Here is a 19,818-nt window from a genome sequence, read left to right as displayed (position 1 = left end):
CGTTCCGCTGCCCTGTCAACCGTTTATTTTTCGCTGTTTTCGCTTCCGAAAACCGCCGAAAAACTCTCCGGCTTACTGCCTGTTTCGAGGTGCGCATTCTACACTGAACCGCCTTCCTGTCAACCGCTTTCTGAAGTTTTTCTGAAACATTTTCTTCAGCGCTTTCAAGCAGTTATCGCTCGGGTTTCGGCTCTTTTCAGTGACCTGCCCCTCAAGCGAGATGCGCATTCTACAGACCTCAGCCGAGGAGTCAACGGCCAATCTGAAAAAATTTCAGATTGGCCAAAACGCCACGATAATCACTCGACAATGATCACCCGAGCAATCTTCTTTTTACCCGCCTGGATGACACACTCATCCCCTGCTACGAACATGCGCTGGCCCTCAAACTGCTGGCCATCCACATAAACCGCTCCACGCCCAAGTACGTCACGCGCCGCAGCGCCGTTCTTTACCAGACCGGCAAGACGCAGAACCGCAGGCATTGGAATCTCGCCCTGACCTTCCAGCGAAACCTCCACGACCGGCACGTTGTCCGGAATCGCACCGAGAGCAACCCGATTACCCGCCGATTTATGAGCCGTCTTTGCGGCCTCCTCATCATGGAAGCGGGTAATCAACTCTTCAGCGAGCACCCTCTTATAGTCCTGAGGATTTTCGCCGCCGGCAACCGCGGCCTTGAATTGCTCGATCTCAGCCATTGGCCGGAAGCTGAGCAACTCGAAGTAGCGCCACAGCAGTTCATCTGGCATGGAAAGCAGCTTGGTATACATTTCCCCCGGGGAGTCGCTAACCCCCACATAGTTACCGAGAGACTTGGACATCTTCTGGACACCGTCCAGCCCCTCAAGGATAGGGACCGTCAGGATGGCCTGCGGTTTCTGGCCGTAATGCTTTTGCAGAATCCGGCCCATCAGAAGATTGAACTTCTGATCAGTGCCACCCAACTCAATATCAGCTTCCAGCGCCACCGAGTCGTAGCCCTGTACCAGAGGATAGAGGAATTCATGAATGGCGATTGGCTGCTCGGAACGATAGCGCTTGGTAAAGTCATCGCGCTCAAGCATACGGGCAACCGTATATTGCCCGGCCAGGCGAATCATATCCGCCGCTGTCATCTTGCTCATCCACTCGGAGTTGAAGACAACCCGGGTTTTTTCCCGATCCAGAATCTTGAACACCTGCTCTTTATAGGTAATCGCATTGTCGCGCACCTGATCTTCAGTAAGCGGAGGCCGGGTAGCACTCTTTCCTGTGGGGTCACCAATCATGCCGGTAAAGTCACCAATCAGGAAAATAACTTCGTGCCCAAGGTCCTGAAACTGGCGCAGCTTGTTTATAAGCACTGTGTGGCCGAGGTGTAAGTCTGGCGCGGTTGGGTCGAAGCCGGCCTTCACTCGCAGCGGCCGACCTTCTTTAAGCTTTTCAACCAGGTCTTCCTCTGGAATCAGCTCATCAATACCTCGTTTGATAATCGCCAGCGCTTCATCTATTGATGCCATGAACCCCTCACCCCGTCTGTGACAATAAAGCGGGAGCCGGTTACAGAGGTCTACAAAAGAAATCTGTGAGTTACCGGCACCCTTGGTACAGTAGAAATGCTCAGAAAACGACCAATCAGAGCATGAAAAGCCCGGGATTATAGCAGCGGCGGCGTAGTTTGTACGACCAGCACAGCCGCTCGACTGTAATGTTGGACACTGTCGCAATTCTGTTATATGCGGTATTCTGTTGGTCTATACTTGACCTGGCGCTTTAATAAGCCGGTACAAATTACTGGATTACCGATTAAAACGGGTGAGCCACGTGCTGAAAACATTCCCCAAAACACACATTACCCTGGCGGCAGCCGCCACGGTGATCGTCTCTGCTGCTGTCCTGATGAGCCCAAGCGCAGACGTTGAAGCCAAGCGGATGAGCTACACCGTCGACCTGGAACAGGGCCTAATTTCCGGGGCATCCTCACAGGAAGCCAACACCCAGGCCGCCGCTCCGGAGGCTGAGACAACAAGCGAAACAACTGAAAGCCAGAGCCAACCAATGGCAGCTCAGGCAGACGTTGCACCCGAGCCTGATATTCAGTGGCAGGAATTCACCATTAAATCTGGCGATACACTCTCCACGTTGTTCCGGAAAGCCGGATTTAACGACGGCCTGATGCTTTCGGTGATTCACGGTGACGGCGAGGCCGACAAGCTCCAACGCCTTTATGCCGGCGAGGATATCCGGTTCGGCGTGAACTCCGAGGGCGAACTGGTTGCGATTGAACTCCAACGCTCTTTGTTGGAGTCCCTCAAAATCGCGCGCACGGAAGATGGCTTTCTTGGTGAGACCGTCGTTCGCGAACCTGAGGCCAGACCGGCATTTGCCGCAGGCGTTATCGACGGATCTTTATACCTCTCAGCCAGAGACGCCGGCCTAAATGATCGCCTGACGATGGAACTGGCCGGCATTTTCGGCTGGGACATCGACTTTGTATACGATGTCAGAAAAGGCGACAGCTTCGAAGTGGTTTACGAAGAGCTTTATATTGATGGCGAAAAGTTTGATACCGGCCGGATTCTCTCCGCCCGCTTTATCAACCGGGGAGAAGATAACCTTGCCCTGCTGTATACCGATGCGAACGGAGAAAGTGACTACTATTCACCCGACGGCAAGAGCATGCGCAAGGCCTTCCTGAGAGTGCCCATCAACGCCCGCGTTTCCTCGCCTTTTAACCTGCAACGTCGCCACCCGGTTCTCGATGTGGTTCGCCCACACGAAGGTACCGACTATGCCGCACCTCCGGGGACCCCAATCAAGGCAGCCGGTAGTGGCCGGGTGAAGTTCGCTGGCTGGAAAGGCGGCTACGGCCGGACGGTGGTACTGCAGCATGGCGACAATATCACAACGCTTTACGCACATATGAGCCGACTGGGCAAAGGCATCAAGAACGGCACCCGGGTCAAGCAGGGCGAAACCATTGGCTACGTCGGCTCATCCGGCATGGTGACTGGACCCCACCTGCATTACGAATTCCGGATCAACGGTGCGCCGAGAAACTCAAGAACGGTAAAACTCCCTGACGCCAAGCCGGTGCCGGACAGCGAGATGGCAAGATTCCAGAAGTTCACCGAGCAGCGCCTGGCACAGTTCAACGTGTTCCGCGAAAGCAATCAGCAGCTGGCTCTGGCCTCGGATAACTGAGCATGGACTACTGGCTAGGCCTGATGTCTGGCACCAGCATGGACGCAGTTGATGCGGTGCTGGTGTCTTTCGACACGAACAGCCTGGCCGTCCACGAAACCGTCTCTCTACCCTATGCCGACGCGTTACGCCAGCGGTTACTGCTGGCAACACGCAACCAGGCTGACCCGGATGAGCTGGGCGAACTGGATACCCTGGTTGGCCAGCATTTTGCGGAAGCCGGTGCCCAACTGATTAAACAGTCGGGAATTAACCCAAAACAGATACGGGCCGCCGGCAGCCACGGCCAGACCATTCGCCACCAACCAGCCGGCAATGCGCCCTTTTCCCTTCAGATCGGCAATGCCGCGTGGCTATCCGAACGCCTGGGGATCAGTACAGTTGCCGATTTCCGCAGCCGGGATATTGCCTCCGGCGGACAGGGCGCTCCCCTGGTACCCGCTTTTCATCGCTGGCTCTTTGCCTCACCCACTCAGGATAGATGCATTCTGAATCTCGGTGGCATTGCCAATATCACCTGGCTGCCGGCCGGATCGAGAAAGCCGGCCGTCGGCTTCGATACCGGCCCGGCCAATGCCCTGCTGGACGCCTGGTGCCTGGACCAGACCGGGCGGCATTTTGATGAAGACGGCCACATGGCCAGTGAGGGCGCGACCCATTCCGAACTGCTTGCCAGCATGCTGTCAGACGCCTACTTCAGCAAACCAGCTCCGAAAAGTACGGGCAAAGAGCGTTTCAACATCGACTGGGTGCGCACACATCTTCAACGTTTCGAAGAGATACCCGCCGAGGACGTGCAGAGAACCCTGCTGCAACTGACCGTGACAACCATTCTCCAGCAGTTACCACAGGAAAATGCGGACATGGCCGTGTATGTCTGTGGTGGTGGCACCTTCAATCGATTACTGATGAGAGAGCTCAAGGTAGGCCTTGGGTCCGCCGCACTACACACCACGGCGGATCTTGGTCTTGACCCTCAGTGGGTAGAGCCAGTGGCGTTCGCCTGGCTGGCCCGACAAACCATCCTTCAGTTACCGGGCAATGTGCCCGAAGTCACCGGCGCTTCGGGCGAGAGAATACTGGGCGCAATTTATCCACCCTGATTCAGATGGAAAATGAGCTGCCGCAACCGCAGGTCGAACTCGCATTGGGGTTCTGAACGACAAACTGTGAACCCTGCAGCCCTTCCTGATAGTCGATAGTCGCACCCACCAGATACTGATAGCTCATTGAATCCACCAGCAGCTTGACCCCATCCCGTTCTATGACGGTGTCATCTTCTTCCTGACTTTCATCAAACGAGAAGCCGTACTGGAAACCGGAGCAGCCGCCGCCTGTGACAAAGACACGCAACTTGAGATCGGGATTTTCCTCCTCCTCGATCAACTCACGCACCTTTGCGACGGCGTTGTCGGTGAAAAACAACGGCGTGGCCATTTGTTGCTGAACTACACTCAAAGTCTGCCTCCGGCATGATATTGCTGTCAGGAAATTATGGTATTCCTGACTAAAACAATCAACTATTCGGACTTGTCCTCATCTTCACCTGCGATTGAACTCTCTGGCTGCTTTTGCTCATGCGTCAGCAAACCACTGGTTTCATCCTTGCGCACCAGGTTGCCGTTGACCGAGGCGCCCATGGCCATCTCAATCAACTGGTAATAGACATTGCCGGTAACTACCGCTTTCTCTGCCAGCTCGAGGTGGGCAGAGGCATGCACGTCCCCCTTTACCTTGCCATTGATGATGATATGGGGAGCCACGACGTCGCCAACGATTTCCCCCACCTCTGACAAACGTACCACCGCATCGGAGCCTTCTTCGGCCACAACCCGGCCCTTGATGGTGCCATCCACGTGAAGACCACCGGAGAAATGAACATCGCCCTCAACGGTGGTCTTGCCGGAAATCAGGGTGTCAAAATGGCCGGGGGAACGGCGGGGTTTCTGCTTTTTCTTGCCAAGCATCTCAGTTCTCCATTAAATCTTTCCAATCAAAGGTTCGTTCAGCCTGGGATGCCTTGCGGCCCTCCGCCTGGGCAACGACCTGAATCTCATAGGGCTCAAAGCTCTCAGGCAGGCGCAGGCTGCCCTCCACATCCTGGAAGTAGCGGAACCGGAATTTCACGCCCAGATCATCAATTTCATCCGACAGATCCCTCAGCGCAATCACCTCTTTCTCGCCATCCAGACGACCGATGACATTCACGGCCACCAGACCCGAAATATAGCTCTTGTTATTGCCAACCTGAGTCAGCACCATTTTGAAATCGAAAACACCAGACTCCCTGGCCGGGCTCAGCGTAAAACTGTCTACCTGCAGGCCCTTGCTGGTTTCCGAGGGCGCCATGATATTGCGGTAGAAGGTAAGATCCGCCTCCAGCTCCAGGATGCGGGTTTCCAGGCCGACAATCGTGTTTCGTGCCTCCCGCAGTGCCTGCTCATCGATCGCGCGCCCACGTTCGAGATTCACCAACCCCTGTCGTGCCTCCCGGTATTGCTCCCGAAGGTTCGCCACCTCCTCCACCAACTGCTCGGCAGACGCCTCCGCCGAGCTGAAACGGAAGCCACCCTGGGCAAGCCCAGCGGCATATCCTGCCACGGCGGCGATGACGGTAAATGCCAGCAGAATCAGGCTGCGACGTAACCGGTAACCTGGCCGGTGGCGGATAACAACGTATTCATCCGCCGGTTTTCGAGGATCACTCACGTGCCCGACCTCACGGCAGCAAAGCCGGAGCATTCAGGCCCATGGCTTCATCCAGGCCGAACATGATATTCATATTCTGAACCGCCTGGCCGGCGGCGCCCTTCACCAAATTGTCGATCACCGATGACACAATCACGATGTTGCTGTCTTCCTGGCGGTGTAATGCCATCCGACAGTGATTGGCGCCACGGACACTGCGGGTCTCCGGATGACTGCCGAACGGCATGACATCGACGAACGGCTCATCTTTGTAACGCGCCTCATACAGTGCCTGAAGGCGATCAAAATCCTGAGGGTTATCGAGCTCGGCATACAGCGTGGCTTCAATACCGCGAATCATCGGTATCAGGTGCGGCACAAAGGTAACACCAACGCCTTTCCCTGCAGCGGCCATGAGGCCCTGGCGAATCTCCGGCAAGTGCCGATGCCCGGAAGCGCCGTAGGCCTTGAAACTCTCGCCTATCTCACCGTGAAGCATGCCAATCTTGCCCTGCCGGCCGGCACCGCTGGCGCCAGACTTGGCATCGGCTATCAGCCTTGCCGGATTGACCAGGCCCTGTTCCAGCAACGGCAGGAATCCCAGCTGCACGGCTGTCGGATAACACCCTGGATTCGCAACCAGCTGAGCGTCACGAATGGCATCGCGGGCCACCTCGGGCAAGCCGTACACCGCTTTTTCGGCCCAGTCGGCACTCTCGTGGGGCATGCCATACCAGTTTGCCCAGGTATCAAGATCTTTCAGGCGGAAATCCGCCGACAGGTCAACCACGCGAACACCTGAGGCCATCAATTCCGGAACCATGCGCATGGCAACGCCATGCGGCGTGGCAAAAAACACCAGATCACAGCTCGCCAGCACCGATGCGTCAGGCTCGGAGAATTCAAGCTCATAATGGCCTCGCAGGTTGGGATACATATCAGCCACGGGCATACCCGCTTCCGATCGCGAGGTGATGCAGATAACCTCTGCTTCCGGGTGGACGGCCAGAATTCTCAGCAGCTCTACACCCGTGTATCCGGTTCCGCCGACGATGCCTACTTTAATCACTGTTATCTCCAACGTGGTCTGGACAGAATTGGGAAGTCAGGGCACGTAGTCTAACATGATAAACCAAGGACTTATTGCAGCCTGCGGGCCCGCCGTTACAATGTTGTCAGAAATCTGCTGATGATCCCGACACTCCAACCGGAACACCCCGCCAATGCGTAGCATCAGGCAACAGATTACCGAGAATCTGATCCCCGTATTCCGGCGGAAGCTCTCCGGCGTTGATGCTTTACCGCAATTGGCGGTTCTTGGCCTGCTGTCCGGCATTGTGACCGGCGGCGTGATCCTGCTTTTCCGCCTCGCTATTGAATGGCCACTGGAGCATTTCCTGCCGGGCCAGGGCTCAGAGAGTTTCGAAGAGCTGGATCTGCTCACCCGAGGTCTTCTGCCACTGGCCGGGGCTCTGGGGCTGGGGCTGCTGTTGCACAAACTCGCCCTGCACGATCGCAAAGTCGGCATCGTTCATATCATGGAGCGGCTGAACTACCATCAGGGCTACATCTCCTTCCGCAGCGCCATGGTTCAGTTTGTTTCCGGCGTTACCACGGTCATTACCGGGCAATCCGCCGGCCGGGAGGGACCTGCCGTACATCTGGGCGCGGCCTTCTCCAGCCTGCTCGGGCAATGGATGCGGCTGCCCAACAACAGCATTCGTACGCTGGTCGCCTGCGGTTGTGCCGCTGCCATTTCCGCCTCCTTCAACACTCCCATCTCCGGCGTGATTTTCGCCATGGAAGTGGTGATGATGGAGTACACCATTGCCGGCTTCACTCCGATCATCCTGGCGGCGGTCAGCGCTGCCATCGTCACACAGGCGGTTTATGGCACTGAACCGGCGTTCAGTGTCCCGGCTCTGACCATGAATTCACTGCTGGAGATCCCCTGGATTCTCGCCATTGCCGTTATTATCGGCATCGCAGCGGCCGGATTTATCCAACTGGTAGACAGTATGGGCCGTTACCATCACCGCCCGGTGTTGCTAAGAATTGCCGTGGCCGGCCTGTTGATGGTGCCCTTCGCCCTGGTCATCCCGGAAACCATGGGCATCGGCTACGATACGGTGAGCGAAACCATTCACGGTGAACTCGGATTCTGGTTACTGATCGGCGCGGGCAGCGCCAAGCTGATCATCACCGGATTGTCCATTGGACTGGGTATGCCCAGCGGTGTTATCGGCCCCACCATCTTCATGGGCGCCACCCTGGGCGGCGCCATGGGCCTGATCGGCGCCCAGATGTTCCCGGACATTGCCTCATCGGTGGGCTTTTACGCCATGCTGGGTATGGGGGCGATGATGGGCGCCGTGCTGCAGGCGCCACTGGCGGCTTTGATGGCGCTGATGGAGCTCACCCGGAACCCGAACATCATACTGCCAGGCATGCTGATGATTACTACCGCCAGCTTGGTAACCAGCGAAGCTTTCGGCAAGAAATCGCTATTCCTGACCATCCTCAAGAGCCAGGGCCTGAGCTACCAGAACTCCCCCGTTATCCAGGCACTGAGGCGGGTTTCTGTTGGCGCCATCATGGAACGGAATATTCTTCGAACCGAGCGCGCGCTCACGCTTGAGGAAGCCAAGAAAGCCCTGAAATCGGAACCGAAATGGCTTCTGGTGGAGGGCAGCAACGGCCCCACCGCCCTGCTACCGGCGGTCGATCTGGCCCGCTTTCTTGAGGACACCGAGAAGCAGGCCGCCGAGGAAGGCACCGAATTACCGGAATCCATTGATCTGATGGAAATCCCCGCCAACCGGCGGGATGTGGCACCGGTTCAGTACCAGGCAACACTGGAAGAGGCCCTGCAACAATTCGACAGTACCCAGGCTGAGGCGCTATACGTACAACGCCATGTGGCCCCCATGATTCAACGGGTTTATGGTGTTGTGCTGCAAACGGATATCGAAAGCTACTACCAATACCGACGGAGTTAACCAATGCTTTGGGTGAAAGCCTTCCACATTATTTCCCTGGTGTGCTGGTTCGCCGGCATTTTCTATCTGCCCAGACTGTTCGTGTATCATGCCGCCTGCGAGGATGAACCAGGCAAAGAGCGGTTCAAGGTTATGGAACGCAAGCTTTACCGTGGCATCACTACGCCTTCCATGGTCGCCACGGTTGTATTCGGTGTCTGGCTGCTCAGCTATAACTGGTCCGGCTATTTCAGTCAGGGTTGGCTGCATGCCAAGCTGACGCTGGTGGCTTTGCTGATCATCTACCACTTCTACTGTGGTCACCTTGTCAAAGTATTCCGGGATGACCAGAACACACGTAGCCATGTGTTTTACCGCTGGTTTAATGAGCTGCCGGTGTTTGTCCTGCTCGCTGTCGTGATTCTTGCTGTTGTTAAACCATTCTGAGGAGATCGGCCATCAAAAGCTTCACCCGCCCCCACGTACTGGTGCTCTCCGGGCTGGATCCGTCCGGTGGCGCCGGCATACAGGCAGACATACAGGCCATCACATCCATCGGCGCCCATCCGCTGCCCGTGCTCACCTGCCTGACCGTGCAAGACACCCGCAACGTATACGGTGCCGAGGCGGTCAACCCGGAGCTGATCAAACAGCAACTGGAGTGCCTTGCCCAGGATACGCCCATTCACGCCATCAAAACCGGAGCGCTCGGCAATGCCGCGGTGGTAGAGGTACTGGTGGAGTTTGTGCAGAAACACGCGGGCGTGCCTTTGATTGTCGACCCGGTGATCAAGGCGGCTGGCGGTGGCGATCTGGCCGATGATGCCCTGGTGGCGGCCATGAAAGACAAGTTGTTTGCCAGGGCTGAAATGATTACGCCCAACGGCATTGAGCTGGCTCAGCTCGGCGGCAGCGACGATCCGGCAGAGGCCGCCCGCAACCTTTTGCAGACGGGCTGTGAGTCCGTGCTTGCCACCGGCGGCCACGGCACCGGCATCCACATCATCAACACACTGTATAACCACGCCCCGGAGCCCATGGAATGGGAGGTGGAACGGGTTGGCAGCAATGAATATCACGGCACCGGCTGCACGCTGGCAGCGGCCATTGCCGCCGGCCGGGCCATGGGACTGTCACCAAGAGCCGCGATTTCCCAGGCGCAGAATTACGTGCATCGGGCGCTGTTGCATGCACTGACGGTTGGCCAGGGCCAACGGGTTCCCGACCGGGGTATTCTGTGGGAACGGTAAAGTCTCAGCTTCGGCCCGGTCTTTACGCCATCACCGATAACCGGCTGACGCCTGCCGGCATCCTGATTGCTTCGGTAGAGGCGGCTCTGGCCGGAGGCGCACGGCTGGTTCAGTATCGGGACAAGGGATCGACAGCCTCTGAACGGCTGGTTCAGGCCAGGAACCTCAACAGCCTGTGCCAGGGGTTCGACGTTCCGTTACTGATTAATGACGACCCGGAACTTGCCGTCAGAGTCGGCGCCGCTGGGGTTCATCTGGGCCAGGATGACTGCTCACTGGTCGACGCCAGGCGCTTGCTCGGGGAGCATGCCATTATCGGCATCACCTGCCATCACAGCCTGAATCTGGCCCAGACAGCCGCTGACGGCGGTGCGGATTACCTGGCCTTCGGCCGCTTTTACGATTCGACTACCAAGCCCGGCGCGCCGCCGGCTTCGCCGGACGTTTTAACCGAGGCAAAAGGCCTCGGGTTACCCATTACAGCCATAGGCGGAATCACCGGTAACAACGCTGAGGCCCTGATCCGTGCCGGGGCAGACCTGGTTGCCGTAGTCGGCGGCCTGTTCGGCGGCCAACCCTCAGACATAGAAGCCCGGGCCAGGGCATTTCACCGACTGTTCGCCCGGCATCATCCACTTTTTTCACTTTCCGAATAACAGGAGACAACCGTGAATCATTCCGAAACCCTCTTTGAACAGGCCCAGAAATACATTCCCGGCGGCGTAAACTCCCCGGTTCGGGCATTCCGTGGTGTTGGCGGTACTCCGGTCTTTTTCAAACACGCCGAGGGCGCCTATCTCTATGACGAGGATGACCGGCGGTACATCGATTTTATTGGCTCCTGGGGCCCGATGATCCTGGGCCATTCCGATCCCCGCATCAAAGCGGCGCTGCACGCTCAGGTGGATCTGGGTGTGGGTTACGGGGCCCCGACCGCCATTGAAACCGAGATGGCGAAAAAGGTATGCGAGCTGGTGCCTTCCATCGAACTGGTGCGCATGGTCAACTCCGGCACCGAGGCCACCATGAGTGCCATCCGCCTGGCCCGTGGCTACACCGGCCGCGACAAGATCGTGAAATTCGAAGGTTGCTACCACGGCCACGTAGACTCCCTGCTCGTCAAAGCCGGTTCTGGCGCCCTGACCCTGGGTGTACCCAACTCACCGGGAATTCCGGCCAGCCTGGCGGAGCACACCCTGACCCTGACCTACAACGATATTGACGAGGTTCGTGAAACCTTCCGTCAGATGGGCGACCAGATCGCGGCCATTATCGTTGAGCCCGTAGCCGGCAATATGAACTGCATCCCGCCCGTGCCCGGCTTCCTGGAAGCGCTGCGGGAAGTGTGCGATGAGCACGGCACCGTGCTGATCTTCGATGAGGTGATGACCGGTTTCCGGGTATCGCTCGGCGGCGCCCAGGGATTCTACGGGGTGAAACCGGACCTGACGGCTCTGGGCAAGGTGATTGGCGGCGGCCTGCCCGTCGGTGCATTCGGCGGTAAGCGCGAAATCATGGAGCATATCTCGCCGCTGGGCCCGGTTTATCAGGCCGGCACCCTGAGTGGTAACCCGCTGGCAATGACCGCCGGGCTGACCACGCTGAATGCCATTTCCGAGCCTGGGTTCCACGACCGGCTGACGGAAAAAACCAATCGGGTGAAGGATGGCTTCAAGGCGGCAGCGGATGAAGCCGGCATCCCTCTGGCAGTTCAGTCCGCGGGTGCCATGTTCGGTTTCTTCTTTACTGCCGAACCATCCATCACGCGCTTTGACCAGGTGATGGCCTGTGACGTGGAACGCTTCAAGGCGTTCTTCCAGGGCATGCTGAAGGAAGGCGTTTACCTTGCGCCCTCAGCATTCGAGGCAGGCTTTACTACCGCAGCGTTGTCAGATGAGGATATTGAATTCACTCTGGCAGCTGCGCGCAAGGTAATGAAAACACTGTAAATAAGTGCGTTAGCTTCGCTGGCAGTGTGCTTGCCAGCGAAGCTGCTCTTCTACAGGGCCGACGCCCTGGCCTCAGCCTGATCGGCCCCCGCCACGTTACCGCGAGCCCGGCGGATATCCGCCAGCAGCAACCAGCCCGAACGCTGCATGCGTTCATCGTTGCCCGCCAACGAGAGTCCCTTCAGAGTAAACTGCTCCGCAGCCCCCAGATTGTCCCCGGCAACGTAAGCCTCGGCCAACTTGAAATAGACTTCGGAAGATCTTGGCGCAATGCGCTGGGCACGTTCCAGTCGGGCGATGGCGCCGGCGGAATCACCCTGCCGAAGGCGCTGATCAGCATCACGCACCAACGTGAGTGCGGCGGCCGGCAACTGGTCACCAGATTCGCTGTAGCTGGGCGCCCTGGTGCTCGGCGAGTCCGGCTCAGTGACCGTCGGTTGCTCACTCTTGCGCCATACCTGTTCGTCCTGTTCATCAGGAATATTGGTGCGTGGTGGTTCCGGCGCCGAACGGCGGTCATCGCCCCCCACGGGCACATAGATGGAGCCGCCACCCGGCCCGGTGGCGCAACCACCGGCCAGGCCGACAAACAGGGCCAGACAGGCTGACCGTACAATCACTTGTTTATTCATTGAAACAATCCTTCAAACCAACCTCGAATTTGCCGGCCAAGACTGCCGTTGCAGCCTGTGTGCTGTTCCGGCTCGCTGCCGGCGATAAACGGAATCAGCCGGGCATTGTCGCAGTTTTCGCCGGTCAGCGCCTGTTCGCCCGGGTTCACCCAGTGGTACTGAACGCCATCGGGCATCACCGGTGAGAAACCGTGCTGGGGAATCTGCGCCATGGTGGCAGACCAGACCGGCAAGGCGCCGGAAGCCCCGGTCAACGCGGTCGGGCCGTTATCATCACGGCCGACCCAGGCGACCGCCAGCAGGTCGCCACTGAAACCGGCGAACCAGGAATCACGGCCATCGTCAGTAGTACCGGTCTTGCCCGCCAGTGTCAGGGAATCCGGTAACCGGTAGTAGGCTGACCGGCCCGTGCCTTCCTGCATGGTTTCCTGCATAACATACTGCACCAGATGCACCGCGGCAGGATCGGCCACCTGATCCACTTTCAGGCTATACCGGGACAAAGGCTCATTCGCGGCATCGGTGACTTCCCGAATAGTACGCAGGGGCGTATTGAAACCGGAGGTTGCCAGACCCTGATACAGCTGCGCGACATCCACCGGCGACAGGGAAATGGAACCCAGAAGCATCGACGGATAATCCGAAATAGGCGTGGTCACCCCAAAGGCCCTCAGCGTCTCCTGCACCGCCGGTATGCCCACATCCAGCCCTACACGCACGGCCGGCAGGTTGTACGAACGGGACAGAGCTTCATGCAAGGGCACCAGGCCACGCTCCTTGCCATCATAGTTCTGCGGCTGCCAGCGCCGACCATCGTCAAACTCGAGGGTGAAGGCCTTATCCTGAACCGGCGAAATCAAGGTGTAGCGCTCCGGCTGAGACAGCGCCGTCAGGTAGATAAACGGCTTCACCAGCGAACCGATAGGCCTCCGGGCGTCAACTGCCCGGTTAAAACCGGCAAAGCGGGGGTCTTTGCCCCCCACCAGCGCCAACACCTCGCCGGTATCCTTGGCGGTGACAACCACCGCCGCTTCCAGCGCCTCGGCCACCTCACCCGACGCCAGGCGAGGCAAGGTATCGGTTGCCGCCTTCTCAGCGGCCTGCTGAACTTCCGGATTCAGGGTGGTGAATATTCTCAGGCCCTCGCTCTGCAGGTCTTCCTCCCGGTAGTCCCGCGCCAGGTGTCGGCGCACCAGGTCGATATAGGCCGGGTAGCGATTATCGGTATAGGACGGTTTTGCGCTGAGGCCGAGAGGCCTTGCACTCGCCTCCCTGGCCTCTTGCCCGGAAATAACCCCGGCCTCCGCCATTTCGTCCAGCACCAGGTTACGCCGCGCCATGGCCCGTTCCGGGTGCCGGCGCGGATTGTAATAACTGGGGCCTTTAACCATGCCAATCAGCAGGGCAATCTGGTGAACATCAATGTCCTTCAGCGACTCGCCGAAGAAAAACTGGCTGGCGAGGCCAACACCATGAATGCTGCGAGTGCCTGCCTGGCCCAGATAAACTTCATTCAGGTAGGTTTCGAGGATGTCGTCCTTGCCATAATGCAACTCCAGCAATACCGACATCAGGGCTTCGTTGCCCTTGCGCAGAAGGGTTTGCTCCCGGGTCAGGAAAAAGTTCTTCACCAGTTGCTGGGTCAGTGTACTGCCGCCCTGAACTATTCGACCGGCTTTGATATTCGCCACCATCGCCCGCGCAATGGAGAGTGGCGCGATGCCGAAATGCTCGTAGAACTGCCGGTCCTCCACAGCCATCAGACCGGCAATCATGGCCTCTGGCACCTCATCCAGCTCCACCAGAATCCGATCCTCCCGGTGGGACGGGTATATTCCGCCAATCTGAGCCGGCTCCAGCCGAACAATCGGAGAGCTGTCGCCCTCCATTACGGAAAACGAATCTACCCGATCGCCACGAACCACCAGTGACAGACGCCGTCTGGGCTCCTTGCCATCCGGGAAAGAAAAACCCCGGGTGCTGATGACAAAACGGTCGCCATTTCGCTGCCAGGTTCCGGGCCGACGACCGTCGCCCGAGCGATAGCCTGCCAGCTCCAGTTCACGGACCAGCGCGGCGGCGCTGATACCGGCACCGTCGTAGAGTTCCAGGGGCCGGGCGTACACCCGGGAGGGCACTTCAAAGCGACGTCCTTCGAAGCGAGAGGTCACTACGGCATCAAGATAGACCATCCATCCCGCCAGCAGCACAAAGCACAGGGCAGCTGCGCGAAACAGAAAGCGCCAGAGACCGGAGCGTTTGCGGCGAGGACTGGATTCGGTTTTTTTCTTGCGAGGAGGCGTTTTTTTACTCATGGCGGGATTATATCGAAGGGGGCACCGCTATCGGCAGGTCTGGTGTGTGTTATTTCTGTAATCTGCCCGTTATAGTGGAGCCCTCCAAAAAACGAAAAATCAACAACTTCAAGGATTCCAGGAGCACAACGTGAGCGCCAACGGCCCGGATACACTGATCAAGGCACTGCAGAACCCGGAACTCTACGATCATCCGGTTAAGGATTTCCGCGTGATTGAGACCCACATCTCACAGGTTCTGCTCACCGGTGACTTTGCCTACAAGATCAAGAAACCCATGGATTTCGGGTTCCTGGATTTCTCCACCCTGGAACGCCGCAAACGCTTCTGCGAGGAAGAGCTGCGCCTGAACAGCCGTCTGGCGGCCGAACTGTATCTGGAGGTGGTGCCTATTACCGGTACCCCGGAGCAACCTCGCCTGGGCGGTGACGGCACCCCTTTCGAGTACGCCATTCGCATGCGCCAGTTCGATCAGAGCCAGCTGTTTGATGTGCGCCAGGAACGCGACGACCTGCCTGCAGAACTGCTCACCAATCTTGCCCGCCAGGTTGCAGACTTTCACAAAAGCCTGCCACCGGTCGCCGATGAAAAGCCCCTGGGCACCCCGGAGGCGGTGTATGCCGCCATGCAGGAAAACTTCGACCAGATCCGCCCCATGCTGGATGATGCCGGGTTACTGGCGCAGCTGGACAACCTGGAAGACTGGACCCGCACCACCTTCGAACGCTGCCGGGACTTAATCGCCCACAGACGGGAAAACGGGCTGGTACGAGAGTGCCATGGCGACCTGCACCTGGCCAACATTACCGTGTTCAATGATCAGGTGACGGTGTTTGACTGCATCGAGTTCAACGAGCCGTTCCGCTGGATCGACGTGATGAATGATCTGGCTTTCCTGCTTATGGACCTGGAATCCCGCCAGGAACCGGCGCTGGCGAACCGGGTGTTGAACACCTATCTGGAATACCGCGGTGATTTTGAAGGCCTGGCCTTGCTGCCGCTGTACAAGGCCTACCGCGCCATGGTTCGGGCCAAGATTGCCCTGTTCACCCTGGGCAACCCGAACCTGAGCGAGGCCGAAAAAGCCGACCTGATGCAGCGTTACCGGGATTACGCCCAACTGGCGGAAGATTACGGCGCCATTCCGAACCATTACCTGCTGGCCACCACCGGTCTCTCCGCCAGCGGCAAGACCTGCGTCAGTGCCGCCATGGCGGAGGAGCTCGGGCTGATCCGGCTGCGCTCTGACGTAGAGCGCAAGCGCCTGCACGGCCTGGGGCCTCTGGACGACAGCAAGTCGGGCCTGGGTACCGATCTTTACAGCCCGGAAGCAACCGAAAAAACCTACGCGCACCTGGCGGAGCTGGCCGGAGAGCTGCTGGCTTCAGGGCTGTCTGTCATTGTCGATGCGGCCTGCCTGAAAGAGAAGGAGCGGGCTCAGTTTGCCGGTGTGGCCGAAAATCAGGGGGTGCCCTTCGCTCTGCTGCATTGCGAGGCGCCGGAAGCTCTGCGCCGGGAGTGGGTGCGCAAACGCAAAGGCGATGCCTCGGAGGCAACGGAAGAGTTGCTGGATGCGCAGCAAAGCTGGTTTGAGCCGCTGACCACTGAGGAGAAAACCCACACGGTGCACCTGCACACCGAGGATGAGCACGTTGCCGAGGCGGTTGCTGATCGCATCCGCCAGCATCTGGGCATGGCCGGGCCGGCCTGATCCGAGCTGCCCTGCCATTTTGGCAGGGCGCACTATACTGACACTAAAAACAAACCCTGCTGTCCGTGCGAGGTGCAAGATGGACGATATTCAGGAAAGCGATCTCCAGCATATAGACCACCCCCTGTACGACCTGCTCCGTAGCGAGGATATGGACGCCTTTAATGCCGAGAAAGCCAAACTGAGCGAGCTTCCGAGCTTCGCCCATGGCGATTTCCGCGGGTTGGACCTGCGCGGCATGGACGCAAAGGGCCTGGATTTCCGCCATGGCTACTTCCGCGGCGCCGATCTCCGCGGCATCGATTTCTCGAAATCGAGAATGGAAGGTGCCAGCATCGCCAGCGCCAAGATTTCCGGCTGCTATTTCCCGCACCGCCTGGAAGCCGATGAAATCGTGATGTCGCTCAACCACGGCACGCGCATGCGTTACGCCATCCTGCCAAAATGAGTGCTCTCTCAGCCAACTGGCAAACCGTCGCGCCGGCGAGCGAGCTTGTTCCCGGCCAGTTCCTGGAATTTCGCCTAAAAGAGAAAGCGAAAGAACCGGCCGGCATGCCCCTCACCGGTTTCGCCTTTCTGGATGGCACCACTCCCCGGGCCTACCTTAACCTTTGCCCTCATCTGGGTATTGAACTGAACTGGATGCCGGGCCGATTCATGGACAGCGACAATCTGTTTATCCAGTGTTCCACCCACGGCGCGCTGTTCAAGCCCGGTACCGGTGAATGTATTGCGGGCCCCTGCCAGGGCGATGCGCTCTCCGCCCTGGACATTCGCCTACACGATGGTGAGGTGCAGGTCAGGGTTCCAGACTGACCGGCACCTCCTCAACCAGCTCCAGGCGCCCCGAAGGGTTGCCATCTTCACCGGCCAGTGCAGCCCGATAGGCGATCACCTCTACCCCGGCTTCGCAGGCTTCTCGAAGCAGCTGACCATAGCGGGCATCAATATGATCCGCAGGCCGGACCTGCTCGATCCCGGTGTGGTTCACCACAAAAAACAGCACTGCCCGGTCTCCGTTCTGAACCTGAGCCATTAGCTCCCTCAGATGTTTCTGGCCACGCTCGGTGACGGCGTCCGGGAAATAGCCTTCCCCGCCCTCGGCCAGGGTAACGTTTTTTACCTCCACCCAGGCATCGGGATCGTGATCATGGCCCGACAACAACAGATCGATCCGGCTTTTCTCCGAACCGTAACGCACCTCCGCCCGGCACTGAGCGTAGCCGGCCAGGCTCTGAACCACACCGGCTTCGATAGCGGCGCGGGCCTGGGCGTTGGGGCGTGCCGTATTCACGCAGGCAAACACCCCCGGCGCAGTCTCCACCAGCTCCCAGGTGTACTGGAGCTTACGCTTGGGATTGTCACTCCGGCTCAACCACACCCGGGCATTTTCCGGCTGGCACCCCAGCATGGAACCGGTGTTGGGGCAGTGGGCGGTTACCTCAGTGCCATCCGGCAATTGCACGTCCGCCAGGAAGCGTTTGTAGCGGCGAATCAGCCGCCCTTCTACCAAAGGTTCAGGAAACTTCATGTGCTCTCCGCAAAAAGTACGTGTCACAAGGCTGGCACCCCTGTGACTTATCTGCTATTTTCCGCAAATTCCCGTTTCAGGACGAATGCTATCCAGGGTAAAACCGCGCAGCCACACTGGCGCGGAGGGAAGCAAAGCGTTCTTGTGAAGTACAAACAAGAGGCCGGGTTCAATGGCAAACACTGCAGAACAACCACGCGAACGTTTTACCAACTTCACCCCTTATGAAATGAAGAAGGGTGAAGAATACATGAGTGCGGAAATGCTCCAGCACTTCAAAGATCTGCTGCTGCAATGGAAGCAGGAGCTGATGGAAGAAGTCGACCGCACCATGCACCACATGCAGGAAGACGCAGCAAACTACGCGGATCCCAGCGATCGCGCAACCCAGGAAGAAGAGTTCAGCCTGGAACTACGCACCCGCGACCGCGAGCGGAAGCTGATCAAGAAAATCGACCAGACTATCGATCGTATCGACAAGGACGACTACGGTTTCTGCGACCAGTGTGGTGTGGAAATCGGCATTCGTCGTCTGGAGGCCCGTCCGACGGCCACTCTGTGCATCGATTGCAAGACCCTGGCTGAGATTCGCGAACGCCAGACCGGCATCTGACGCTTCCCCGGGCCGGCGGCGTGTCCTCCGCCGGCCCTTCTACGCCTATGGCGACTTCACGTTATCGCGGGCGGTTTGCCCCTTCCCCCACCGGCCCACTGCACTTTGGTTCCCTGGTAACGGCTTTGGCCAGCTGGCTGGAAGCAAAGCATGCCCGCGGTGACTGGCTGGTTCGTATCGAAGACCTTGACCCACTAAGGGAACCCCCGGAAGCCACCGGCCAGATACTGCACTCACTGGAATGCCACGGCCTTTTCCCCGACGAGCCCGTCCGCTTTCAGTCCCGGCGCCATGACGCCTACCAGCGCACCATCGAAACTCTGCTGGCGCAGGACAAAGCCTATCGCTGCCGGTGCTCACGCAAGCAACTCAAGGACAACCACGGCCACCACCCCAATCAGTGCCGGCAAGGAGGCACAGGGCCTAAGGATGGCCCACACGCTGTTCGCTTTGCCCTCGAGGATGAAGCCAGTCACTGGCAGGACGATCTGCTTGGCCCCCAGACACAGAGGGTTCACGCCGAACTGGACGATCCGGTCATTCTGCGCAAGGAAGGCTTCTACGCCTATCAGCTGGCAGTGGTTGTCGACGATATCGACCAGGGCATCAGCCATGTGGTTCGCGGCTCTGACCTGCTCGACATGACCGCTCAGCAACAACAGATCTTCCGGGCCCTGGGTGCCGAGCCACCCCATTGGCTGCACATTCCGGTAATCGTCAACGAACAAGGCCAGAAACTCAGCAAGCAGACCCACGCTCCGGCCCTGGATGACGATCACCCTGCCCGGAATCTGTTTCTGGCACTTCAGGCCCTGGGCCAGCAACCGGAGCCAACCCTGGCTCGCGCCACAGTTGAAGAGGTTCTCAGTTGGGCCGAGGCCCACTGGCAACGGAGCGCCATTCCCCTGACATCCGGGCAGGCCCGTGGTATAACCGGCGGGACACTTTCGCCTTCGGACCGATAA

General features: G+C 58.6%; 20 protein-coding genes. 12 read left to right on the top strand and 8 right to left on the bottom strand.

The genetic code is table 11. From position 1 onward, the window contains the following. Positions 1-299 precede the first annotated feature (299 nt). A complete protein-coding gene (gene tyrS / locus Q675_RS32065) occupies positions 300-1,502 on the bottom strand; it encodes a tyrosine--tRNA ligase (protein WP_023011614.1) in 1,203 nt (400 codons plus the stop codon). A gap of 304 nt (positions 1,503-1,806) precedes the next feature. Here tyrS and Q675_RS32060 point away from each other — a divergent pair, with 304 nt between their 5' ends. Together Q675_RS32060 and Q675_RS32055 are read left to right on the top strand one after the other, a co-directional pair. Next, complete coding sequence (locus Q675_RS32060; protein WP_011784226.1) at positions 1,807-3,186, top strand: OapA family protein; 1,380 nt, start codon at positions 1,807-1,809, stop codon at positions 3,184-3,186. 2 nt (positions 3,187-3,188) lie between these two features. Next, positions 3,189-4,289 carry an anhydro-N-acetylmuramic acid kinase gene (locus Q675_RS32055; protein WP_023011613.1) on the top strand — a complete coding sequence of 367 codons (1,101 nt, stop codon included), beginning with the start codon at positions 3,189-3,191 and terminating at the stop codon, positions 4,287-4,289. Between the two features lies 1 nt (position 4,290). On the opposite strand, the gene erpA is transcribed toward Q675_RS32055, so the two are convergent. The 4 genes from erpA to argC all read right to left on the bottom strand — a co-directional run bounded on the left by erpA (position 4,291) and on the right by argC (position 6,943). After that, positions 4,291-4,623, bottom strand: a complete 333-nt coding sequence (erpA, locus tag Q675_RS32050) for an iron-sulfur cluster insertion protein ErpA (RefSeq protein ID WP_011784224.1) — start codon at positions 4,621-4,623, stop codon at positions 4,291-4,293. Between the two features lie 83 nt (positions 4,624-4,706). Beyond that, a complete protein-coding gene (locus Q675_RS32045) occupies positions 4,707-5,153 on the bottom strand; it encodes a bactofilin family protein (protein ID WP_022991912.1) in 447 nt (148 codons plus the stop codon). Position 5,154: 1 nt separating this feature from the next. Beyond that, a complete protein-coding gene (locus tag Q675_RS32040) occupies positions 5,155-5,895 on the bottom strand; it encodes a DUF6776 family protein (RefSeq protein ID WP_031211546.1) in 741 nt (246 codons plus the stop codon). A gap of 10 nt (positions 5,896-5,905) precedes the next feature. Beyond that, positions 5,906-6,943: an N-acetyl-gamma-glutamyl-phosphate reductase gene (argC, locus tag Q675_RS32035; protein WP_023011611.1), complete on the bottom strand. Its 1,038-nt coding sequence runs from the start codon at positions 6,941-6,943 to the stop codon at positions 5,906-5,908. 154 nt (positions 6,944-7,097) lie between these two features. On the opposite strand from argC, the gene Q675_RS32030 reads away from it, so the two are divergent. From Q675_RS32030 to hemL, 5 genes are read left to right on the top strand one after another with little or no spacing between them, the layout of a single operon-like run. Next, positions 7,098-8,873: a chloride channel protein gene (locus Q675_RS32030; RefSeq protein WP_023011610.1), complete on the top strand. Its 1,776-nt coding sequence runs from the start codon at positions 7,098-7,100 to the stop codon at positions 8,871-8,873. Positions 8,874-8,876: 3 nt separating this feature from the next. Continuing rightward, positions 8,877-9,299: a protoporphyrinogen oxidase HemJ gene (gene hemJ / locus Q675_RS32025; protein ID WP_011784219.1), complete on the top strand. Its 423-nt coding sequence runs from the start codon at positions 8,877-8,879 to the stop codon at positions 9,297-9,299. Positions 9,300-9,340: 41 nt separating this feature from the next. After that, entirely contained in the window at positions 9,341-10,102 is a 762-nt protein-coding gene (thiD, locus tag Q675_RS32020; protein ID WP_023011609.1) for a bifunctional hydroxymethylpyrimidine kinase/phosphomethylpyrimidine kinase, read from the top strand. Beyond that, complete coding sequence (gene thiE / locus Q675_RS32015) at positions 10,090-10,758, top strand: thiamine phosphate synthase (RefSeq protein ID WP_023011608.1); 669 nt, start codon at positions 10,090-10,092, stop codon at positions 10,756-10,758. The genes thiD and thiE overlap by 13 nt, the downstream gene beginning before the upstream one ends. Before the next feature lie 12 nt (positions 10,759-10,770). Continuing rightward, positions 10,771-12,051, top strand: coding sequence for a glutamate-1-semialdehyde 2,1-aminomutase (gene hemL / locus Q675_RS32010; protein ID WP_011784216.1), 1,281 nt, complete (start codon positions 10,771-10,773; stop codon positions 12,049-12,051). A gap of 50 nt (positions 12,052-12,101) precedes the next feature. On the opposite strand, the gene Q675_RS32005 is transcribed toward hemL, so the two are convergent. Together Q675_RS32005 and mrcB are read right to left on the bottom strand one after the other, a co-directional pair. Next, complete coding sequence (locus Q675_RS32005) at positions 12,102-12,683, bottom strand: tetratricopeptide repeat protein (protein ID WP_023011607.1); 582 nt, start codon at positions 12,681-12,683, stop codon at positions 12,102-12,104. Continuing rightward, positions 12,680-14,998, bottom strand: coding sequence for a penicillin-binding protein 1B (mrcB, locus tag Q675_RS32000; protein ID WP_011784209.1), 2,319 nt, complete (start codon positions 14,996-14,998; stop codon positions 12,680-12,682). The genes Q675_RS32005 and mrcB overlap by 4 nt, the downstream gene beginning before the upstream one ends. A 130-nt stretch (positions 14,999-15,128) precedes the next feature. Between mrcB and Q675_RS31995 the strand changes: the two genes are divergently transcribed. From Q675_RS31995 to Q675_RS31985, 3 genes are all read left to right on the top strand, one after another. Beyond that, positions 15,129-16,709 carry an AAA family ATPase gene (locus Q675_RS31995; RefSeq protein ID WP_023011606.1) on the top strand — a complete coding sequence of 527 codons (1,581 nt, stop codon included), beginning with the start codon at positions 15,129-15,131 and terminating at the stop codon, positions 16,707-16,709. A 79-nt stretch (positions 16,710-16,788) separates the two neighbouring features. Beyond that, entirely contained in the window at positions 16,789-17,157 is a 369-nt protein-coding gene (locus tag Q675_RS31990) for a pentapeptide repeat-containing protein (RefSeq protein WP_011784207.1), read from the top strand. Next, positions 17,154-17,525, top strand: a complete 372-nt coding sequence (locus Q675_RS31985; RefSeq protein WP_023011605.1) for a Rieske (2Fe-2S) protein — start codon at positions 17,154-17,156, stop codon at positions 17,523-17,525. Before Q675_RS31990 ends, Q675_RS31985 begins: the two co-directional genes overlap by 4 nt. On the opposite strand, the gene sfsA is transcribed toward Q675_RS31985, so the two are convergent. Beyond that, entirely contained in the window at positions 17,509-18,240 is a 732-nt protein-coding gene (sfsA, locus tag Q675_RS31980; protein ID WP_023011604.1) for a DNA/RNA nuclease SfsA, read from the bottom strand. The two genes, Q675_RS31985 and sfsA, sit on opposite strands and share 17 nt — an antisense overlap. 172 nt (positions 18,241-18,412) lie before the next feature. On the opposite strand from sfsA, the gene dksA reads away from it, so the two are divergent. Then, positions 18,413-18,853, top strand: coding sequence for an RNA polymerase-binding protein DksA (dksA, locus tag Q675_RS31975; RefSeq protein ID WP_008940629.1), 441 nt, complete (start codon positions 18,413-18,415; stop codon positions 18,851-18,853). Positions 18,854-18,900: 47 nt separating this feature from the next. Further along, the gene (gene gluQRS / locus Q675_RS31970; RefSeq protein ID WP_023011603.1) at positions 18,901-19,818 is read left to right on the top strand and encodes a tRNA glutamyl-Q(34) synthetase GluQRS; all 918 of its coding nucleotides are present in this window, start codon (positions 18,901-18,903) and stop codon (positions 19,816-19,818) included.

Source organism: Marinobacter sp. EN3, from assembly GCF_000475315.1.
Classification (GTDB): Bacteria; Pseudomonadota; Gammaproteobacteria; order Pseudomonadales; family Oleiphilaceae; genus Marinobacter; species Marinobacter nauticus.
Note: the sequence above shows the minus strand (reverse complement) of the source record. Positions and strands in the feature narration are given on the sequence as shown.

What these genes read in the sequence shown, in the direction of transcription:
- tyrS (WP_023011614.1), bottom strand. Translation starts at nt 1,502, where the DNA reads ATGGCATCAATAGATGAAGCGCTGGCGATTATCAAACGAGGTATTGAT.
- Q675_RS32055 (WP_023011613.1), top strand. Translation starts at nt 3,189, where the DNA reads ATGGACTACTGGCTAGGCCTGATGTCTGGCACCAGCATGGACGCAGTT.
- erpA (WP_011784224.1), bottom strand. Translation starts at nt 4,623, where the DNA reads ATGGCCACGCCGTTGTTTTTCACCGACAACGCCGTCGCAAAGGTGCGT.
- Q675_RS32045 (WP_022991912.1), bottom strand. Translation starts at nt 5,153, where the DNA reads ATGCTTGGCAAGAAAAAGCAGAAACCCCGCCGTTCCCCCGGCCATTTT.
- Q675_RS32030 (WP_023011610.1), top strand. Translation starts at nt 7,098, where the DNA reads ATGCGTAGCATCAGGCAACAGATTACCGAGAATCTGATCCCCGTATTC.
- hemJ (WP_011784219.1), top strand. Translation starts at nt 8,877, where the DNA reads ATGCTTTGGGTGAAAGCCTTCCACATTATTTCCCTGGTGTGCTGGTTC.
- Q675_RS32005 (WP_023011607.1), bottom strand. Translation starts at nt 12,683, where the DNA reads ATGAATAAACAAGTGATTGTACGGTCAGCCTGTCTGGCCCTGTTTGTC.
- mrcB (WP_011784209.1), bottom strand. Translation starts at nt 14,998, where the DNA reads ATGAGTAAAAAAACGCCTCCTCGCAAGAAAAAAACCGAATCCAGTCCT.
- Q675_RS31990 (WP_011784207.1), top strand. Translation starts at nt 16,789, where the DNA reads ATGGACGATATTCAGGAAAGCGATCTCCAGCATATAGACCACCCCCTG.
- Q675_RS31985 (WP_023011605.1), top strand. Translation starts at nt 17,154, where the DNA reads ATGAGTGCTCTCTCAGCCAACTGGCAAACCGTCGCGCCGGCGAGCGAG.
- sfsA (WP_023011604.1), bottom strand. Translation starts at nt 18,240, where the DNA reads ATGAAGTTTCCTGAACCTTTGGTAGAAGGGCGGCTGATTCGCCGCTAC.
- dksA (WP_008940629.1), top strand. Translation starts at nt 18,413, where the DNA reads ATGGCAAACACTGCAGAACAACCACGCGAACGTTTTACCAACTTCACC.
- gluQRS (WP_023011603.1), top strand. Translation starts at nt 18,901, where the DNA reads ATGGCGACTTCACGTTATCGCGGGCGGTTTGCCCCTTCCCCCACCGGC.